Annotated in this window: 14 protein-coding genes; 5 read left to right on the top strand and 9 right to left on the bottom strand. The window is 70.0% G+C overall.

The annotated features are described in order from the left end of the window. Window positions 1-74: 74 nt before the first annotated feature. Window positions 75-1,352, bottom strand: coding sequence for an LCP family protein (locus OG936_RS12875; RefSeq protein WP_406494696.1), 1,278 nt, complete (start codon window positions 1,350-1,352; stop codon window positions 75-77). A gap of 119 nt (window positions 1,353-1,471) precedes the next feature. Between OG936_RS12875 and OG936_RS12870 the strand changes: the two genes are divergently transcribed. Next, window positions 1,472-2,023, top strand: a complete 552-nt coding sequence (locus OG936_RS12870) for an acyl-CoA thioesterase (RefSeq protein ID WP_406494695.1) — start codon at window positions 1,472-1,474, stop codon at window positions 2,021-2,023. A gap of 72 nt (window positions 2,024-2,095) precedes the next feature. Here the strand turns inward: OG936_RS12870 and OG936_RS12865 are convergent, their stop codons facing one another. Beyond that, on the bottom strand, window positions 2,096-3,460 hold the full coding sequence (locus OG936_RS12865; RefSeq protein WP_406494694.1) for an LCP family protein: 1,365 nt from the start codon (window positions 3,458-3,460) through the stop codon (window positions 2,096-2,098). Between the two features lie 275 nt (window positions 3,461-3,735). On the opposite strand from OG936_RS12865, the gene OG936_RS12860 reads away from it, so the two are divergent. After that, window positions 3,736-4,749 (top strand): glycosyltransferase family 2 protein, encoded by a 1,014-nt coding sequence (locus tag OG936_RS12860; RefSeq protein ID WP_406494692.1) that lies wholly within the window; start codon window positions 3,736-3,738, stop codon window positions 4,747-4,749. A 65-nt stretch (window positions 4,750-4,814) separates the two neighbouring features. Here the strand turns inward: OG936_RS12860 and OG936_RS12855 are convergent, their stop codons facing one another. The 4 genes from OG936_RS12855 to OG936_RS12840 form a co-directional block, all read right to left on the bottom strand. Continuing rightward, window positions 4,815-6,494: an LCP family protein gene (locus tag OG936_RS12855; protein WP_406494690.1), complete on the bottom strand. Its 1,680-nt coding sequence runs from the start codon at window positions 6,492-6,494 to the stop codon at window positions 4,815-4,817. 49 nt (window positions 6,495-6,543) lie between these two features. Then, window positions 6,544-8,355, bottom strand: coding sequence for an LCP family protein (locus OG936_RS12850; protein WP_406494689.1), 1,812 nt, complete (start codon window positions 8,353-8,355; stop codon window positions 6,544-6,546). 223 nt (window positions 8,356-8,578) lie between these two features. Continuing rightward, entirely contained in the window at window positions 8,579-9,850 is a 1,272-nt protein-coding gene (locus OG936_RS12845) for an LCP family protein (protein ID WP_406494687.1), read from the bottom strand. Window positions 9,851-10,019: 169 nt separating this feature from the next. Then, window positions 10,020-10,772, bottom strand: coding sequence for a TIGR03089 family protein (locus OG936_RS12840; protein WP_406494686.1), 753 nt, complete (start codon window positions 10,770-10,772; stop codon window positions 10,020-10,022). A 137-nt stretch (window positions 10,773-10,909) separates the two neighbouring features. Here OG936_RS12840 and OG936_RS12835 point away from each other — a divergent pair, with 137 nt between their 5' ends. The 3 genes from OG936_RS12835 (at window position 10,910) to OG936_RS12825 (ending at window position 14,551) form a co-directional block, all read left to right on the top strand. Next, window positions 10,910-12,304, top strand: coding sequence for a peptidoglycan recognition protein (locus OG936_RS12835; protein ID WP_406494684.1), 1,395 nt, complete (start codon window positions 10,910-10,912; stop codon window positions 12,302-12,304). 79 nt (window positions 12,305-12,383) lie between these two features. Further along, a complete protein-coding gene (locus OG936_RS12830) occupies window positions 12,384-13,475 on the top strand; it encodes a sugar phosphate nucleotidyltransferase (protein ID WP_406494682.1) in 1,092 nt (363 codons plus the stop codon). A 77-nt stretch (window positions 13,476-13,552) separates the two neighbouring features. Further along, window positions 13,553-14,551: a DNA-3-methyladenine glycosylase family protein gene (locus OG936_RS12825; protein WP_406494680.1), complete on the top strand. Its 999-nt coding sequence runs from the start codon at window positions 13,553-13,555 to the stop codon at window positions 14,549-14,551. A gap of 24 nt (window positions 14,552-14,575) precedes the next feature. Here OG936_RS12825 and OG936_RS12820 read toward each other — a convergent pair whose 3' ends face one another. The 3 genes from OG936_RS12820 to OG936_RS12810 are packed head-to-tail and all read right to left on the bottom strand — an operon-like array spanning window position 14,576 to window position 17,401. Beyond that, window positions 14,576-15,898, bottom strand: a complete 1,323-nt coding sequence (locus OG936_RS12820; protein ID WP_406494678.1) for a coenzyme F420-0:L-glutamate ligase — start codon at window positions 15,896-15,898, stop codon at window positions 14,576-14,578. Continuing rightward, a complete protein-coding gene (gene cofD / locus OG936_RS12815) occupies window positions 15,895-16,851 on the bottom strand; it encodes a 2-phospho-L-lactate transferase (RefSeq protein ID WP_266746552.1) in 957 nt (318 codons plus the stop codon). The genes OG936_RS12820 and cofD overlap by 4 nt, the downstream gene beginning before the upstream one ends. Before the next feature lie 13 nt (window positions 16,852-16,864). Continuing rightward, window positions 16,865-17,401, bottom strand: coding sequence for a cupin domain-containing protein (locus OG936_RS12810; RefSeq protein WP_406494675.1), 537 nt, complete (start codon window positions 17,399-17,401; stop codon window positions 16,865-16,867). Between the last annotated feature and the right edge of the window lie 383 nt (window positions 17,402-17,784).

Here is a 17,784-nt window from a genome sequence, read left to right as displayed (position 1 = left end):
CCGGACGGCACATGAAGCAGGGCCCGGACGGCGAACCGTCCGGGCCCTGCTTCATGCTTACTGCCCGGCTACCTTCAGTTACTGGTGACGGTGACCTTCTCGTCGTTGTTGAGCTGTTCCACCAGCTGCTTGACCTTGGCCTTGTCCCAGACCAGATTGCCGCCGGTGGAGCCCGAGATCGGCATGTTCATCGATACGCCGTCACCGCCCGTGACGCCCTTCATGGCGAAGAACATCTGCGCCAGGGACCAGAGCGACATGTCCTTGTCCACGATCAGGGTGTCCAGACCGGCGCCCAGCGTCGGGTACAGCTTGAACGGGTTGAGGATCGTGGACGGCGTTGCCGTCTGGCTCGCCAACGCCGCAAGGAACTTCTGCTGGTTCTTCGTACGGTCCAGGTCGCTGCCCGCGAACGCGTACCGGGTACGGACGAAGGCCAGCGACTGCTCGCCGTTCAGCGTCTGCTTGCCCGCCTTGAAGTCGGCGCCGGACTTCTTGTCCTTGAACGCCTTGGGGATGTCCAGCTCCACCCCGCCGATCGCGTCCACGATCTTGGCGAAGCCGCCGAAGCCGATCTCGACGTAGTGGTCGATGTGCAGTCCGGTGTTGAACTCGACAGTACGGACGAGGAGTTCGGGGCCGTCCTCGGCGTACGCGGCGTTCAGCTTGGTGAACCGGCCCCGGGCCGGGTAGAACTTGCCGGAGTCGGAACCCTTGTACGAGGGGATCTCGACGTTGGAGTCACGGGGCAGGGAGACGAGCGTCGGGCCGTTCGACCCGTCGTGCAGGATCATCATCGAGTCGGTGCGCTTGCCCTCGGCGGAGCCGGTGTGCAGCCGCTTCTTGTCATCGGCCGTCATGCCCGCGCGGCTGTCGGAACCGACGATCAGGTAGTTGGTGCCGTCGCCGGCCTTCGGCCGCTCGATGACCTTGGAGAGGTCCACCTCGCGCTTGAGCTTGGAGTCGGCCCAGAAGTACGTGCCGATGGAGACCGCGAGCACCACGACGACCAGGGACAGCGTGCCTATCTTTATTCGGCGGCCCCAGTTGGGCGCGGGGCGCCCCTGGATGTAACCGCCGTCACCCCGGCCACCGCCGCCGTTGCCACCGCCGCCGTAGACCTGGCCCGTGTTGTAACCGCTGTCGTACTCGGCGCTGTCGCCGTAGCCGCCGGAATACGGTGGCTCCGGCCGGCGCTGCCGGGGCGGCGCGGGGCGCTGCTGCGGCGGCGCGGGACGCCGTTGGACGTGTCCCATCACGCGGGCGCTCTCGGGCCGGTCGCTGTCACTGCCCTGCCCGTAGCGGTTGCCGCTGCGGTTGTCGTCGGTCCAGCCCTCGGGCCAATCGTTCATGCGATCCAGTGTGCAGGCCGGGTGTGCCGCTCTTACAGGGTCTACGGGAAATCGCATCAGGGATGTTGCGAACCTGATGCATTGGGGCGGGCCGGAAGCCCCCGCATAAGGTGGACGGTATGACAGATCAGGCCCCGCACCCGGAGGGCGACATTCCGGGCAAGTCGACCGCCGCTTCCCGGACCACCCTCAGCCACATCATGACCGGCAGCGACACCAATCTGCTGGGTACGGTGCACGGCGGCGTGATCATGAAGCTGGTCGACGACGCGGCGGGCGCCGTGGCCGGCCGGCACTCCGGCGGACCCGCGGTGACGGCCTCGATGGACGAGATGGTCTTCCTGGAGCCGGTCCGCGTCGGTGACCTTGTTCACGTCCGCGCCCAGGTGAACTGGACCGGCCGCTCCTCGATGGAGGTCGGCGTCCGCGTCATGGCCGAGCGGTGGAACGAGTCCACCCCCGCCCAGCAGGTCGGCAGCGCGTACCTGGTGTTCGCCGCGGTCGACGCGGACGGCAAGCCGCGCCGCGTACCGCCGGTGATCCCGGAGACGGAGCGCGACAAGCGGCGCTACCAGGAGGCGCAGATCCGGCGCACCCACCGCCTCGCCCGACGCCGCGCGATCAAGGAACTGCGCGAGAAGCGCGCAGCCGACGGCATCGACGACGCGTAGCACCGCAACGACACTTCGTCAGGACGCCCGGGGCACAGTGCCGGGCCCGGATCGAGCCGCATGTGGCCGCGGTCACGGACAGGCCACCTGATCGCCCGTGACGGCGCCGAATTCGCCCCGGCTCGTCTCCTTCCCCCGTACCCGTCGCACCTTCTCGAAGTCCGTGCCTGCCGTCACCTTCATCAGGGGGCCCTGCCCCCGCACCGCCCGCAGCTCGACCCCGGGCAACGCGCCCGCCAGGGACTTCGCGGACCGGTCCCAGCGGGGGTCGTACGTGATCAGCGTGTGCGCGAGATTGCGCGGCTCCCCGTTCAGCGGGGCGCGCGTGGTGTCGAAACCGGTGGCGTGCAGCCCCTCGTCGACCGTCTTGCCGAGGCCGTCCTTCGGGGTCCCGTTGTAGACCTGGACCCGGATCTCCTGCGGGGCGACATCGACCTGCACGGCCTTCGGTCCGCCGGTCCGCTCCGGGGAGAGCGGCCGGTCGTCGCGCAGCGCCTGGAAGAGCTTCTTCGACTTCGCCTCGTCCCACTTGACCGTGGAGCCGACGCCCTTGATCGGGTACGCGACGTTTCCCAGTGGCACGGAGGTGAACTCGGACGAGGCGGGGGAGAAGCCGCGCATCGCCTGGCCGAGCTCCAGCATCTGCTCCGTACCGAACCCCTTGTCGGCCCGGACCGAGTTCAGCATCGTCGAGGCGACGTCCCGGAACTTCACCGGGTTCAGCAGCACACCGCTGCTGGTCGCCTGCTTGATCAGTGAGGCGAGGAATTTCTGCTGGCGCTGCATCCGGCCCAGGTCGGAGGCCCCGTCGATGTGCCGGGAGCGTACGTACTGGAGCGCCTGCCCGCCGTTCAGCTCATGGGTGCCCGCGGCGAGGTCGAGACCGGTGTACGAGTCCATCAGCGGCCGGGTCGTGCAGATCTGAACCCCGCCCAGGGTGTCCACCGTCTTCATGAAGCTGGTGAAGTCGACCTCCAGGTAGTGGTCGATCTTGACGCCCGTCAGTTGTTCGACGGTCCGCACGGTCAGACCGGGCCCGCCCTCGGAGTAGGCGGCGTTCAGCTTCAGCGCGTGGGCGGCGTGCGTCGTGCCGGAGTTGCGGTCCTTGTGCTCGGGGACCTCGGCGTAGCTGTCGCGGGGCAGCGAGACGATGCTCGCGCGCCCCTTGTCCGCTGACAGATGCACCAGCATGACGGTGTCGGTGCAATTGCACGGCGCACCGCCCAGCCGGTACTTCTCCTTCTCCTGCGGGGTGATCCGATCGCGGCCGTCGGTGCCCACCAGCAGCAGATTCATGCCGTGGCCGGCCCGGGGCCGGTTCTTCATGTCCTTGAACGGGTCGATCCGGTCCATACCGGTCTCCAGGCCGGTCACCACCGCGTGGCCGATCCCACCGGCCCCGAGCACCAGCACAGAGATACCGGTCACCAGCCGCATGCCCCAGCGGGGCCGCTCGTCCTGCCTTCTGGACCTGCGCTGCGGCGGAACTGCGCGGGAGTGCGGCGGACGGGGGGAGGGGTGCGGCCTGGGCACGGGGGAACCTCCGCGGTGCAAGGGGGACCGTTCGCACAGTAGGTCCATATGATCTGCACTCCGGGACGCGACCCGGCGCCGCGCGCCCGTGTCCCCCGTTCGCGGTAACGTGGCGGCCGAATATCGACGCCTGGTGGGGTCTGAACCCCTGGCGCCCCGAGGACCACCCGAGGACCACCATGTCTGCCGCGCAGCACCCCGCCGTCTCCGTGATCATGCCGGTGCTCAATGAGGAACGCCATCTCAGGAACTCCGTCCGGCACATCCTGGAGCAGGAGTACGCAGGTGAGATGGAGGTGGTGATCGCGCTGGGGCCCTCCACGGACCGTACGGACGAGATCGCCGCGGAGCTGGTGCGCGAGGACCCCCGGGTGCACACCGTTCCGAACCCGACCGGCCGCACCCCCGCCGCCCTCAACGCCGCGATCAAGGCCTCCCGCCACCCCATAGTCGTGCGGGTCGACGGCCACGGCATGCTCTCGCCGAACTACATCGCGACGGCCGTCCGCCTCCTGGAGGAGACGGGCGCGCAGAACGTCGGCGGCATCATGCACGCCGAGGGCGAGAACGCCTGGGAGGACGCCGTGGCCGCGGCCATGACGTCGAAGATCGGCGTCGGCAACGCGGCCTTCCACACCGGCGGCCAGGCGGGCCCGGCGGAGACCGTGTATCTCGGTGTCTTCCGCCGCGAGGCACTGGAGAAGGCGGACGGCTACAACGTGGAGTTCATCCGCGCCCAGGACTGGGAGCTGAACTTCCGCATCCGCGAGGCGGGCGGTCTGATCTGGTTCTCGCCCGAGCTGAAGGTGCAGTACCGGCCGCGGCCCTCTGTCAGGGCGCTCGCCAAGCAGTACAAGGACTACGGCCGCTGGCGGCACGTCGTGGCCCGCTACCACTCCGGCTCGATCAACCTGCGCTACCTGGCGCCACCGACCGCCGTCTGCGCGATCGCGGCGGGCATCGTGGCCGGTGCGGCCGTCACCCCGTGGGCGTTCGTCGTTCCCGCCGGATACGTCGCGGCGATCGTCGCCGGGTCCCTTCCGGCGGGCAAGGGCCTGTCGCTGAAGGCGCGGGCCCGGATCCCGGTGGCCCTCGCGACGATGCACATGTCATGGGGGTACGGCTTCCTGACCAGCCCGCGCTCGCTGGCGAAGAAGGTCATCGCCAGCCGGCGCCCGGCCGTCTCCGTATAGCCGCCGACACGGTGTGGGGGCCCTCCGGAATTCCGTATAGCCCCCACACCGTGCGTCGTGCCCGGCTACCAGCCGAAACCCGGCTGAATGTCCATGCAGGCCGTTTCGTCGTCGCCGTTCAGGGCGATGGCGCTCTCCGGAGTCTTCTCCGCGGCGCTCGGCGCGGAATAGTCCCCGTCCTCGCGCCAGTCGGCCCCCACGGTCAGCGTGATGCCGGAGACCGCGGTCGATTTCTTCACCGCCGTCAGCGGAATACCGAGAGCCGTGGCCACGGCCTGGGCATTGCCCTCCATGTCCACGCTGGGGAAGAGCACCCCGGTCCGTGCCGCCGCGTCGGTGTTCTGCTTGTCGACCGCGGCCTGAGCGAAGCCCTTCCCGGCGAGCAGTCCCTGGATCGCCGAGGCGCGGCCCCTGACCGGGTACTCGGTGTCCGTGCGGGTTCCGTTGCGGATGCTGACCGGGATCTCGGCGACGGGCGCCGTGGGCTTCTTGGCGACCGGGGCCTTGCGCTTGGACGCCTTGCCGTCGAGCGGGACGTCGTCGCGGACCATCTGGAACAGCTGATCGGCGTCGACGGGCTTGGGGAGCACCCGGCCCGCGTTCACGCCCGTTCCGTAGACGTTCGGCATCGTCGTCATCGTGATGCGCTTGGTAGGCACCTTCTTGAGCTCGCCCGCGAGGTCGTACAGCTTCTTGACACTGCCGAGGCCCTTGTTGCCCTTGTCGACCGTCAGCGCGTCGGTCGCCGCCTCGGCGAGGCCCATCAGCTTGCCCGGGTCGGTGAGCTTGGTGCCCTTGCGTAGCTCACGGACCATCGAGTTCATGTACATGTGCTGGGCGTGCGTACGGCTGAGGTCGGTTCCGTCCTTGAAGCCGTAGCGGGTCCGCAGCCACTGAAGGGCCTGCTTGCCCTTGACCTTGGTGGTGCCCTCCTCCAGCTTCAGCCCGGAGCCCTTGCCGTCGCGCGTGTGGGAGTAGACGTTGCCCTTGACGCAGACCGGGACGCCGCCGATCGCGTCGGCCATCGAGACCACACCGGCGAAGTCAATCATCATGAAGTGGTCGATGGTGATGCCGGTGAGCTCGTACCAGGTGGCCACGGCGCATCCGGGACCGCCGCGGCCGAGCGTCTTGTTGGTCATCTCCAGACCCATGGTCGCGGGGTAGACGTGCTTCGTCTTCGGGTCGGTGCACTTCGGGATCTTCAGCAGTGTGTCGCGCGGCATGCTGATCACCGACATGTTGCTGCGGTCGGCGGAGAGATGGACCAGCATCTGTACGTCGGCCAGGGGCGGCGCCCCGAAGGTGTCCTTGGCCCCGCCGAGCTTCTGGTTCTCCTTGGAGTCCCGCGCGTCCGAGCCGATGAGCAGGATGTTCAGCGGGGTCTGACCGGCGGCGTTGGCCTTGTGGTCGGCCATCTTCTTGTCGCCGAGCGTCAGGTCCTCCTTCTTGAGGTTCCCGTTGAGGTGCTCGTAGTAGAGGTATCCGGCGGCGGCGCCGCCGATTATGACGAGCGAGAGGACCGAGGCGGTCCAGCGCAGTACGCGGCGCTTGCCCTTCTTGCCGTGCCGCTTCGCCCCGCCCTTGCGACGGCCGCCGCCCGCCGGCGCGGGCCGGCGGCCGTCCGCGCCGGAGTCCTGGGCAGTCTCCGGGGCGTCTTCGTAGAGCCCGTCGTCCCAGCCGAGTTGACCGGCGTGCCGGACGCTTGGTCGCGTCCCCTCCCCGGGTGTACTGCTCCGTCCCACCAGGACCCCCCTGCTGCTAAGACTCGTGGTTTGGCGCAGTGACCTGGTGTCACTTGGCGCACTCTGCCTTGTCGGCGTTTGCCTGCTGAATGCCGTCCGGCACCTTCGCCGGTCCCGTGATGGGGATGCCCGCCCCCTTGAAGTCGGCGCCCAGGGTCAGCACCATCGCCTGGAGCCCCTCGGCGTCCGTGGTGCCCTGCTTCAGGGCCGAGCCGGGCAGGCCCATCATGGCGGCCAGCGCACGGGCCTGGTCCGCCTGGTTCGGTGCGTACTCCAGCGTCGTCTTGTCGGTCTTCGCCGGGGCGTTGGCCTTGTTCGTGGACTTGAGCACGCCCTGGTTGTTCTGCAGCCAGGCGACGGTCGTCTGCGCGGCACCGGCGACCTTGCCGCCGTTGTACACATCGACCCGTACGTCGGCCGCGGCGGCCTTGGTGCCCTTGAGGAGTGCGTCCTGCTTGCTCTTCGCGGCCTTCTTCTGCGCCTTCACCTCGGTGAGCGAGGTGTCCTCGCGCATCATGGCGAACAGCGGGTCGGCCTTGGCCGCGTCCAGCACGACGGTGGCATGGACCTTCTCGGCCGGGTTGTCCAGCACCGGCACCGTCGTGAAGGTGATGTTCTTGGTGTTGACCTTGCCGAGTTCCTGGGCCAGCGAGGCCAGCTTCTTCGGCGAACCGATGCCGGTGTCCACGGTGAGCGCACTCGTCGCCGCGTTCGCCAGCTTGAACAGTTTGGTCGGGCTGCTCAGGGTGTCGTCCGACTGCATCTGCCGGATCATCGAGGCGATGAACTGCTGCTGGACCTTGATCCGGTCCAGGTCGCTCTCGTTGCCGAAGCTGTGCCGGGTCCGTACGAACGCCAGGGCGTCCTCGCCCTGGATCTTGTGCTCACCCTCCGGCAGGTCCAGGTGCGAGTCCTTGTCCTTGACCGGCTTGGCCAGACAGATCTTGACGCCGCCGACCGCGGTGGACAGCTCCTTCACCGCGTTGAAGTCGAACATCATGAAGTGGTCCGGTCGCAGGCCGGTGATCTCCTCGACCGTCCGCATGGTGCAGCCCGGGTCGCGGCCGTCCTGGCCGAGGCTGGCGTTGAAGCGGATGTTCTGCGTCCCCGGAATGACCTTCTCCGAGCCGTCCGGCTGCTTGGTGGTGCAGTCCGGGATGTTGGTGATCATGTCGCGGGGGATGCTGAGTGCCGTCGCGTTGGTGCGGTCCTTGGAGACGTGGAAGAGGATGTTGGTGTCGGCATGGCCCACGCTGCCTTTGTCGCCGTATCCCTCGTTGCCCTTACCGGTGCGCTTGTCGGTCCCGATGATCAATATGTTGACCGGGGCGTCGGCGGTGATGACGTTCTTGTTGCCGGCGCTGCCGATGTCGACGGTGTTCAGGTTGCCGTTGAAGTGCTGGTAGAGCGCGTATACGCCCACCGACAGGCCGACGAGTACGAAGGCCGTCACGCCGCCCGTCCACAGCAGCGCCTTCTTGCGGCGCGCCTTGGGGGCCTTGCGGCTGCGGCGGCCAGCAGTGTCGCCGCGGCCGGAACCCTCCTGACCGCGCGGGCCATTGGCCGAACGGCGCCCGCGCTGCGCCGGGACGTCGCGGCGCGGACCGGACTCCTGCCCGTCACGCCGGGACTGCCCCCGGCGCTCACCACTGCCGTCACGGGAGGTGTTTCTGCGCCCGCCATTGCTTTCATCGTCCGGCTCTCTGCGACGCGGGATGCGCGGGCCCGGCGCCTGGGAAGCACCGGCCGAATCCCCTCCGGAATTATTCAGTCGCAGTTCGTAATCGCCGGTGTCCGGATTGAGGACCCACTGGTCTGCGGGGTCGATATCGTCCGACCGCCCACGGCTTTGCGCATCCACGGTTGCTTGAGTCCTCCGTCGGTGCCACGCGAGGCGCCTTCCCCGATCAGGCGCTCGATCTTTCGCTCCAGAAGTGCGCGGCCTGTCGGCCGGCAGCGCCGGATCGCGTCACACTATCGGCCCAGTTCGGCGTCGAGCGACGAGCGTGACAAATTCCACGGTCCTTACAACTGGTCATTCTGCTCATTACACGCCGATCACCGGCTTCTGCTTGGGAATTGCTTTACTGCTTACACAGGTCCGCCGCCGCGTTGTTGCCCGAATAGGTCGGTGTGGGACTCGGGCCCGCGGCGCCTGGTGTATCGGCCGGGGCATTGTCTTTCCCGTTGTTCTTCCCGTTGTCGTCCGCACCGCCCTTGTCGTTCTTGAGCCGGTCCGCGGGGACGACGGCGACCGGGGCGTCCTCGCGCAGCTGCTTGAAGAGCCGGTCCGCGTCGGGCTGGACGAGCTCGTCCCGGTTCGGGTCGGCGGCGTACGGCTGCCGGGGCACGGTCAGGAACTGCACCTTGTCGGTCGGTACCTCGCGCAGACCGCGCACCAGCTCGTACAGGTCCTTGAGGGTGTCCAGACCCGGGTCCGTGGTCAGCGCCTTGGTGGCCGCGTCCAGCACCGGGTAGAGACGGGTCGGGTTGAGCAGCACGCCGTTGCTCTGCACCTTGTTGACCAGCGCGCCCAGGAACTGCTGCTGGCGGTCCATCCGGTCGGTGTCGCTGCCGTTGCCGATGGACTTGCGGGCCCGTACGTACCCCAGTGCCTGCTCGCCGTCGAGCTTCTGGCGTCCGGCGGGGAGCTTCAGATGGGCGTCGGGGTCGTCGACCGGCTTCTTGAGGCAGACCTCGACACCGTCCACGGCGTCGACCATGTCCTTGAAGCCGTTGAAGTCGACGACCATCTGGTGGTCGATCCGGACGCCGGTCAGCTTCTCGACCGTACGGACCGTACAGGCGGTGCCACCGAACTCGAAGGCCCAGTTGAACTGGGCGAATTGTTCCTTCGTGGCCTTGCCGTCCGCTGTGTGGCAGACCGGGATCTGCACCATCAGGTCGCGCGGCAGGGACATCGCGGTGACACTCTTCCGGTCCGCGGCGAGGTGCAGCAGGATCGTGGTGTCGGAGCGCTGGCTGCCGCCGTCGTCACGCCCGTACTCGCGGTTGTCGCCGGCCCGGCTGTCGGAGCCGATGAGCAGGATGTTCTCCGCGTCGCGTACCACGGTGGCGGGCCGCTCCCGCTCGTACGCCTTGAGTTCGGCCGCCGCGGACGTGTCCGTCCTGATGTTGCCGTCGAGCTTCCGGTACAGCCACCAGCCACCGCCCGCGGCGACCAGGACGACCAGCGAGACGCCGAGCGCGGTCCAGCGAAGCCAGTGGTGCCTGTGTCCGGCGAGGGGCTCCGGGCCGGCACCGGAGCCGTCCCCGGCCTGCGACGCGCGCTGGCCCGCGGCCGAGTCGTCGGAGCCGTCCGGCGGGCCGGCGCTTTCGCTCACGTCTGCGTCCATCCTTCACGTTCGGCGGCGCGTTGGGCCGCCGGTCGCAGGAGTAGACGGCTGAACCTCACGCTTGGTTGTGTCCCGAGTGGTCTGTACCGCCGATGATGTACCGGAGTTGACGCGCAGCCCCGAGGGCTCGGCCCGCTGTGGGCCGGACGGGCGATCATCAGGGCGCTTGTCATACCGTGCTGTTGGTGACCCGTTCACTCTCGACGCGCTTGGCGAGACCGCCCTCGTCCAGCTGTCCCAGATGCCGGCACAGGACCACGGAAGCCCCGGCGGCCAGCGGCGCGAACAGCCCCGCGCTCAGGCCTTCCCAGGTGTCGTACGTACGTCCCGTCAGCAGCCGAGACCCGGTGGTCAGGCCGAGGGCGGCCGCATCCTCGCGGGCCCGCGCCACCAGTTGCGCCGCGGTCAGCTCGGCGCCGCCCACCGCGAGCGCGGGAGCGTCCGGGTCCACCGGGGCGAACGGGGCGAACCGGTCGCCCTGGCTCGGCACCTCGACCGCGTAGTCCTCGAAACCCTCCGGCGTCTGCGGGAACCTGCCGCCGAGCGGGCGCAGCGCCAGCGCGACCCGCTCGCCGCGGCAGGCGCGCGCGGCCTCCAGCGTGTCCGGACCGCTGACGACGAGGTCGGCGCCGGCCGGGTCGCCCTGCACATCGGCGATCACGCCGACCGAGGAGCAGGCGAGCAGCCACACCGCGGACTGCCAGTGCGCGGGCAGCAGAAGGGCGAGCCGGTCACCGGGTTCCGCGGCGAGGCCGCCCTGGAGGAGGTTGGCGGTCTTGGCCACCCAATTGGCGAAGGTGGCCACCGACAGTTCGACGCGTTCTCCGGTGGCGTCGTCGTAGAAAGTGACCAAGGGGCGGGCCGGGTCCGTGGCGAGCGCGGAACGCAGCAGGTCGGCGGGGGTGCGGTCGGTGGCGTTCATCCGCGCAAGGGTACGCGGCGGCACCGGGCCGGGCGGGGCGGACGGGCGCTGGGTACACCGGTTGGACAGACGGGCCGTCAATTGCTCGGAGATACCCGGGTAGCCGGAGTTGTCAGCATATGAACAGGATTGTTCGTATGCGTGCCTTCATTGCATCCTCGATCGGTGTCACCTGTGCGGCGGTTCTCGTACTGCCGTCGGCCGTGCCCGCGGGCGCCGCCGCCGACACCTCCACCACCCCCGCCGAGTCCGTCGAGCCCTCCGGCGTGCCGGGCTCGACGCAGTCCCTGCCGATGTCGTCCCTGCCGGATGCGCCCGGCCGGGGCGCCGACGAGCCCACCCGGACCACCGAGGCCGCCGAGCAAGGGCTGCCCGAACGCGAGGTCCGCCCGTTCTCCCTGGCCGGCGTCGTCTGGAACGACATCGACACCGAGCTCCACGGCACCGTCCAGGTCCGTACCCGTGCCCTCGGCACCACCCGCTGGTCGGACTGGCAGGACCTGGAGACGCACAACGCCGAGCACGCCGCCGACCCCGGGACCGCCGAGCGCGAGTCCGGCACCGTCCGCGGCTCCACCGCCCCGCTCTGGGTCGGTGAATCGGACGGTGTCGCCGTCCGCGTACGCCCGGAGGCCTCCGACCCGCAGGACCGCACTTCCCCCGCGGTACCGCTGCCCACCGGCCTGCGCCTCGAACTCGTCGACCCAGGAAAGGACCCGCAGCAGCTACCGGCAGCGGGCGCCGAGGCAGACACCGGAAACGCCGGTGACAGTGGTGACACCGCGGACGCCCGGGGCACCGCCGACATCCCCGACGCCGACGGGCGCACCGCACCGCACGAACCGAGCGTGCTCCCCACCCTGAGCAAGCAGGAGACCGAGACCCTCAGCGAGGCGGAGGCCGGACTCGCGCCCGGCGCCCAGCCGTACATCGGGCCCCGCCCGCACATCATCACCCGCAAGGGCTGGGGCGCCGACGAGAAGCTCCGGGAGCGCGCCTTCGTGTACACCAAGAGCGTCAAGGCCGCGTTCATCCACCACAGCGCCACGGGCAACAGCTACACGTGCTCCCAGGCGCCCGCGGTCGTGCGCGGCATCTACCGCTACCACGTCAAGAGCAGCGGCTGGCGCGACATCGGCTACAACTTCGCCGTCGACAAGTGCGGAAACATCTACGAAGGGCGGGCAGGAGGCGTGACGAAACCCGTTCTCGGAGCACACACGCTCGGCTTCAACACCAACAGCATGGGCATCGCCGTGCTCGGCACCTTCACGAGCTCCAACCCGCCCGCCGCAGCGGTGAACGCCGTCGCGAAGCTCACCGCCTGGAAGCTCGGCCTGTTCGGAGCCGACCCGCGGGGCAAGGTCACGCTCGTCTCCGGCGGCGGGAACAAGTTCAAGAAGGGGACGAAGGCCGAACTCAACGTCATCTCCGGCCACCGGGACGGTTTCGCAACCGAATGCCCCGGAACGCGTCTCTACAAGAAGCTCGGCTCGGCCCGGACCACCTCGGCCCAGCTGCAGGGCCGCTGACCGGGTAGGACCGAACCGGTCTGCATACACTGGCCAGCCGAAACCGGACCAGGCCCCACCAGGAAGCAGAGTCAGCGCTGTGACAGAGGCAAGAGAAGCGATCCTCCTGGTCGGCGGCAAGGGAACGAGGTTGCGCCCGCTCACGGTGCACACCCCGAAGCCCATGGTTCCGGCAGCGGGCGTCCCGTTCCTCACGCACCAGTTGGCACGGGCCCGGGCCGCCGGGGTCGAGCACATCGTGCTCGCGACGTCGTATCTGGCGGAGGTCTTCGAACCGTACTTCGGGGACGGTTCGTCGCTCGGTCTCCACATCGAGTACGTCACCGAACGCGAACCGCTCGGTACCGGCGGCGCGATGCGCAACGTCGCGTCCCGGCTAGCCTCGGGCCCCGACGAACCGGTGCTCGTCTTCAACGGCGACATCCTCACCGGCCTCGACATCCGGGCGCTGGCCGCCTCGCACACCGCTTCCGGAGCGGATGTCTCCCTCCATCTCACCCGGGTCGAGGACCCGCGCGCCTTCGGACTCGTGCCGACGGACGGCACCGGCAGGGTCACCGCGTTCCTGGAGAAGCCCGAGACGCCCGAGGAGATCGTCACCGACCAGATCAACGCGGGGGCGTACATCTTCCGCCGGTCGGTCATCGACACCATTCCGGTCGGCCGCCCGGTCTCCGTCGAGCGCGAGACCTTCCCCGGACTGCTCGCCTCCGGCGCACACCTCCAGGGCATGGTCGACTCCACGTACTGGCTGGACCTCGGTACCCCGCAGGCCTTCGTACGCGGCTCCGCCGACCTGGTCCTGGGCCACGCCCCGTCCCCGGCCGTCCCCGGCCGGTGCGGCGACCGGCTCGTCCTGCCGACGGCCTCGGTGGCCGCCGACGCCAAACTCATTGGCGGTACGGTCATCGGCGAGGGCGCCCGGATCGGCGAGGGCGCCCGGATCGACGGCTCCGCGGTACTGGCCGGCGCGGTCGTCGAACCGGGCGCCGTGGTCACGGACTCGCTGGTCGGGGCCGGTGCCAGGATCGGCAGGCGTACGGTGGTCGAGGGAGCGGTCATCGGGGACGGGGCGCGAGTCGGCGCCGACAACGAACTGCGCGCCGGCGTCCGTGTCTGGTGCGGGGCGATCCTGCCGGACGCGTCGGTGCGCTTCTCGTCCGACGAGTAGGACGAACAACCGGTCACCCGGGCACCCGCCACTGCGCTTACCCTCGACAGGCACCCCCGACGACCGAGGACCTCATCGTGGCAGGACGATTCGCACCCCGCAGCGCCCCTCGCGCGACCGTCCCGCACCAGGCGGCGGCTCCGGCGACGGACGCGCTGTCCCGCGACTGGACCCCGCCCGGCCCGCTCGACCTGCGCCTGGTCCTCGGCCCGCTGCGCCGCGGCCCCGCCGACCCCACCTACCGGATGACCCGGGACGGCACGGTCTGGCGGACCGGCCGCACGCCCGCGGGCCCCGGCACCCTCCGGCTCACGGCCCGGGGCGGCCGGATCGAAGCGGCAGCCTGGGGGCCGGGCGCGCCCTGGCTGCTGGACCAGCTGCCGACACTGCTCGGCGCGGCGGACGACCCGGACGCCTTCCGGCCGCGCCACCGGCTGCTCGCGCTGACCCGGCACAGCCGCCCCGGCCTGCGCCTGCTGCGCACCGGTCTGGTCATGGAGTCCCTGATCCCGTCGATCCTCGAACAGAAGGTCACCACGGACGAGGCCTACCGCGCCTGGCGCCACCTGGTCCGCACCCACGGCACCCCGGCACCCGGGCCCGCCGACGATGCCGCGTTCACCGCCCTCGGCCTGTACGTCATGCCGGATCCCCGCACCTGGTCACTGATCCCGTCCTGGGAATGGCACCGCGCAGGCGTCGACGCCAAGCGCTCCGCCACGATCCTGCGCGCGGTACGGGTGGCCCGCCGGCTGGAGGAGGCGGCCGCCATGGAGCTCCCCGAGGCCATGGCCCGGCTGGAACTGATTCCCGGCATCGGCCCCTGGACCTCGGCCGAGACCCTCCAGCGCTCGAACGGCGCGGCGGACGCGGTCACGGTCGGCGATCTCCATCTCCCCGGCATCGTCGGCCACGCCCTGGCGGGCAACAGAGACGCCGACGACGAGGAAATGCTGGCCCTCCTCACCCCCTACGAGGGCCAACGCCACCGGGCGACCCGCCTCATCCTGCTCTCGGGCCGCACCCCACCCCGCCGAGCCCCACGCATGACCAGAGGCGACATCGCCCGCCTGTAGCGGGGGAGGCAGCCCCGCCCCGCTTCACCGCACCGTGACGAACTCCTCCGCACCCCGCGCCGCCCGCGCCGCGGGCGCCACCGCCGGATGCCCCACCGCGACCGCCCCCAAGGGGTCCCACGACTCGGGCAGTTCCAGCACCTCCCGCACCACATCGCGGCAGAACATCGTCGACGACACCCACGCCGAGCCGAGCCGTTCGCCCGCCAGCGCCACCAGGAAGTTCTGGATGCCGGCCCCCGCGGCGACCACGAACATCTCGCGCTCCGCCGTGTCCCGCCGCTCGTCCCCGTACGTGTGGGAGCCGTCCATCACCAGGCACGGCACCACCAGATACGGCGCCCGGCGCAGTACATCGCCCCGCCGTACCCGCCTCGCGATCGACTCCTCGCCGCGGCCGTCCCGGCGCAGATCCGCGATCCACGCGTCCCGCATCGCGTCGAGCAGCCGGGTCCGCGCCCCCTCGGACTCCAGGAGCACGAACCGCCACGGCGTCGTGTGATGCGGCGCCGGTGCCGTCACCGCCGCGGCCACGGCCCGCCGCACCGCTCCCGGGTCCACCGGATCCTCGGTGAACTCGCGCACCGTACGCCGCAGGGTCACCGCCTCCCGTACCGCCTCGGACGTACCGAGCCGGAACATGTCATCGGCAGCGACCCGCACCATCGCCCGGGCCCCGCCCGCGGCATCCGTCGGGTCCACGACATGGCCGAGCCCCCGCACCACCGCGACCGGCAGCCCCGAAGCCTTGCCCTTGACCAGATCACCGGCCGAGGCCAGCTCATCGGCGGTGGCGACCACGGTCGCGCTCAGCGGATTACCGTGCGCGTCCGTACCGCCCCGCAGATCGTCCAGCACCAGGACCCCGGCCGCCCCGATCGCGACATCGGTCAGCCCGTTGCGCCACGGCCGTCCGAAGGTGTCCGTGACGACGACCCCGACCTCGACGCCGAGGGTGTCCCGCAGCCCGTCCCGGATGGCACGCGCCGAGGCGTCCGGATCCTCGGGCAGCAACAGCACCGTTCCGGCAGGGGTGTTCGAGGCGTCGACCCCGGCCGCGGCCATGACGAGACCCTGCCGGTTCTCGACGATCCGCAGCGTGCCGCGCCGGGCCACCACCCGTACCGTCTCGGCATCGATCGCCGCTTCCCGGTCGGTGGCCTCGACGATCCGGCCCTCCGCCTTGGAGACGATCTTCGACGTGACCAGCAGGACGTCACCGTCGACCAGCCCCGGGCCGGTGGCGGCGATCAGTTTCGCCAGATCGTCCCCGGCCCGCACCTCGGGCATCCCGGGCAGCGCCCAGACCCGGTACGAGGGCGTCCCACCGGAGGCCTCGGCACTCACGCCCGTACCTCCTCGGCCAGCACCAACGCCTGTCGCGCCATCTCTGCCGTCGTGTCGGCATCGGTCATCATCAGCGGCACGGAACGGCACCGGATGCCCGCGGCCTCCACCTCGTCGACCGCCCCGGCGTCCACCGTGTCGACGAGCCACCCGTCGAGCAGCCCGGAGCCGTAGTGCCGGGCCACGGCCGACGCCGTCGACTCCACGCCCACCGCGGCGAGCACCTTGTCCGCCATCCCGCGCACGGGCGCGTCCCCGACGATGGGGGAGAGGCCGACGACCGGCACCCCGGCCTCGGCGATCGCCTCCCGGATTCCGGGCACGGCGAGGATCGTCCCCACCGACACGACGGGGTTGGACGGCGGGAAGAGGATGACATCGGCCTCGGCGATGGCCTCCAGCACGCCCGGCGCCGGCTTGGCCTGCTCGGCACCGACCGGCACGACCGCCTGCGCCTCGACCGAGGCGCGCAGCTTCACCCAGTACTCCTGGAAGTGGATCGCTCTGCGCTCGCCGTCCAAGTCGACCGCGACATGCGTCTCGACCCGGTCGTCGGACATCGGCAGCAACCGGACCCCCGGCTTCCAACGCGCGCAGAGCGCCTCCGTGACGGCGCTCAGCGGATAGCCCGCGCCCAGCATCTGTGTGCGGACGATGTGCGTCGCGAAGTCGCGGTCGCCGAGCCCGAACCACTCGGGCCCCACGCCGTACGCCGCGAGCTCCTCCTTGACGTGGAAGCTCTCGTCCGTACGCCCCCAGCCCTGCTCCTCGTTGATGCCACCGCCGAGGGTGTACATCACGGTGTCGAGGTCGGGGCAGACCTTCAGCCCGAACAGATGGATGTCGTCACCGGTATTGCCGATCACCGTGATGTCCGCGTCGGGCGCGGCCTGCTTGAGGCCACGCAGAAAACGAGCACCACCGATACCGCCGGCCAGAACCACAATGCGCATGCACAGCAGTTTGTCAGGCGGGTACGACATCCACGGTCGCCGGGGCGCATTGAGCCGCGTGCATCGGCATCTCGGTCAGACCCGGGTAGTAGATGTGCAGACTGACGGCCGGTTCGATGGAGTCGTTGACCACTTCGTGCACGTAGCCGGGTGCGAAGACGCGCTGCGCGCCGGGGGCCAGTGTCCGCGTGCCGCGTTCGGTGTGCTCGGTCAACCGGCCGTCCAGGACGGTCAGTACGCCGGAGGACGGGCCGTGGTCGTGGCGTCCGCTGCCCTGGCCGGGCACCCAGCTGAGCAGCCACACCTCGTAACCGAGTGGGGTCTGCCCCGCAGCGGAGCCGAGAGCCTGGGGAACGGTGCGCAGCCGGTGGTACCAGCGGCTGGTGGTGTCGTACCGCACGAGCGGCGCCCACTGCGCGCGGTCGGCGGCGATGGCGCGGGCGAGCCCGACGAACTCGGCCACGGTGGAAGGGTGCTCGCGGGCCGGCTGGAGGAGGTGCTGGACCTCAAGGATGTCGCCGGCGATCTGAAGGTCGCTGTCGCTGTTCATGGAAGCGGTGGTTCCTCGGCATGGGGGGTGCATGTGCGGGGTGTCAGGGATACCTGAGAGCCACGAAAACGCGAGAGAAAACCCTACGGAGTCACTCGGTGAGGAAGCTCTGCGCAAGAGGAGCTGGAAACCGGACCGGACCGGAGCCGGTGCTCTACGGCGTCAACAGCTACGACAGCTGGAACAGCAACAGCGGGCCTGGACAGCAGTACGGAACCCACGGACGTGGGTGGCGTACATCGCTGCGGTCGCTGGCATGAAGTCAAGGAGACCGGCTCGACCCGACACTGTCAACCCAATGCCCGATTTGGGGGGTAATGTTTCACCTCATCCAGTTACTGGCGACGGGGAAAGGTTTGTGTGGTCGCGGCGGCGGAGATGTG

Source organism: Streptomyces sp. NBC_00846 (genome assembly GCF_045207325.1).
Lineage (GTDB): Bacteria > Actinomycetota > Actinomycetes > Streptomycetales > Streptomycetaceae > Streptomyces.
Note: the sequence above shows the minus strand (reverse complement) of the source record. Positions and strands in the feature narration are given on the sequence as shown.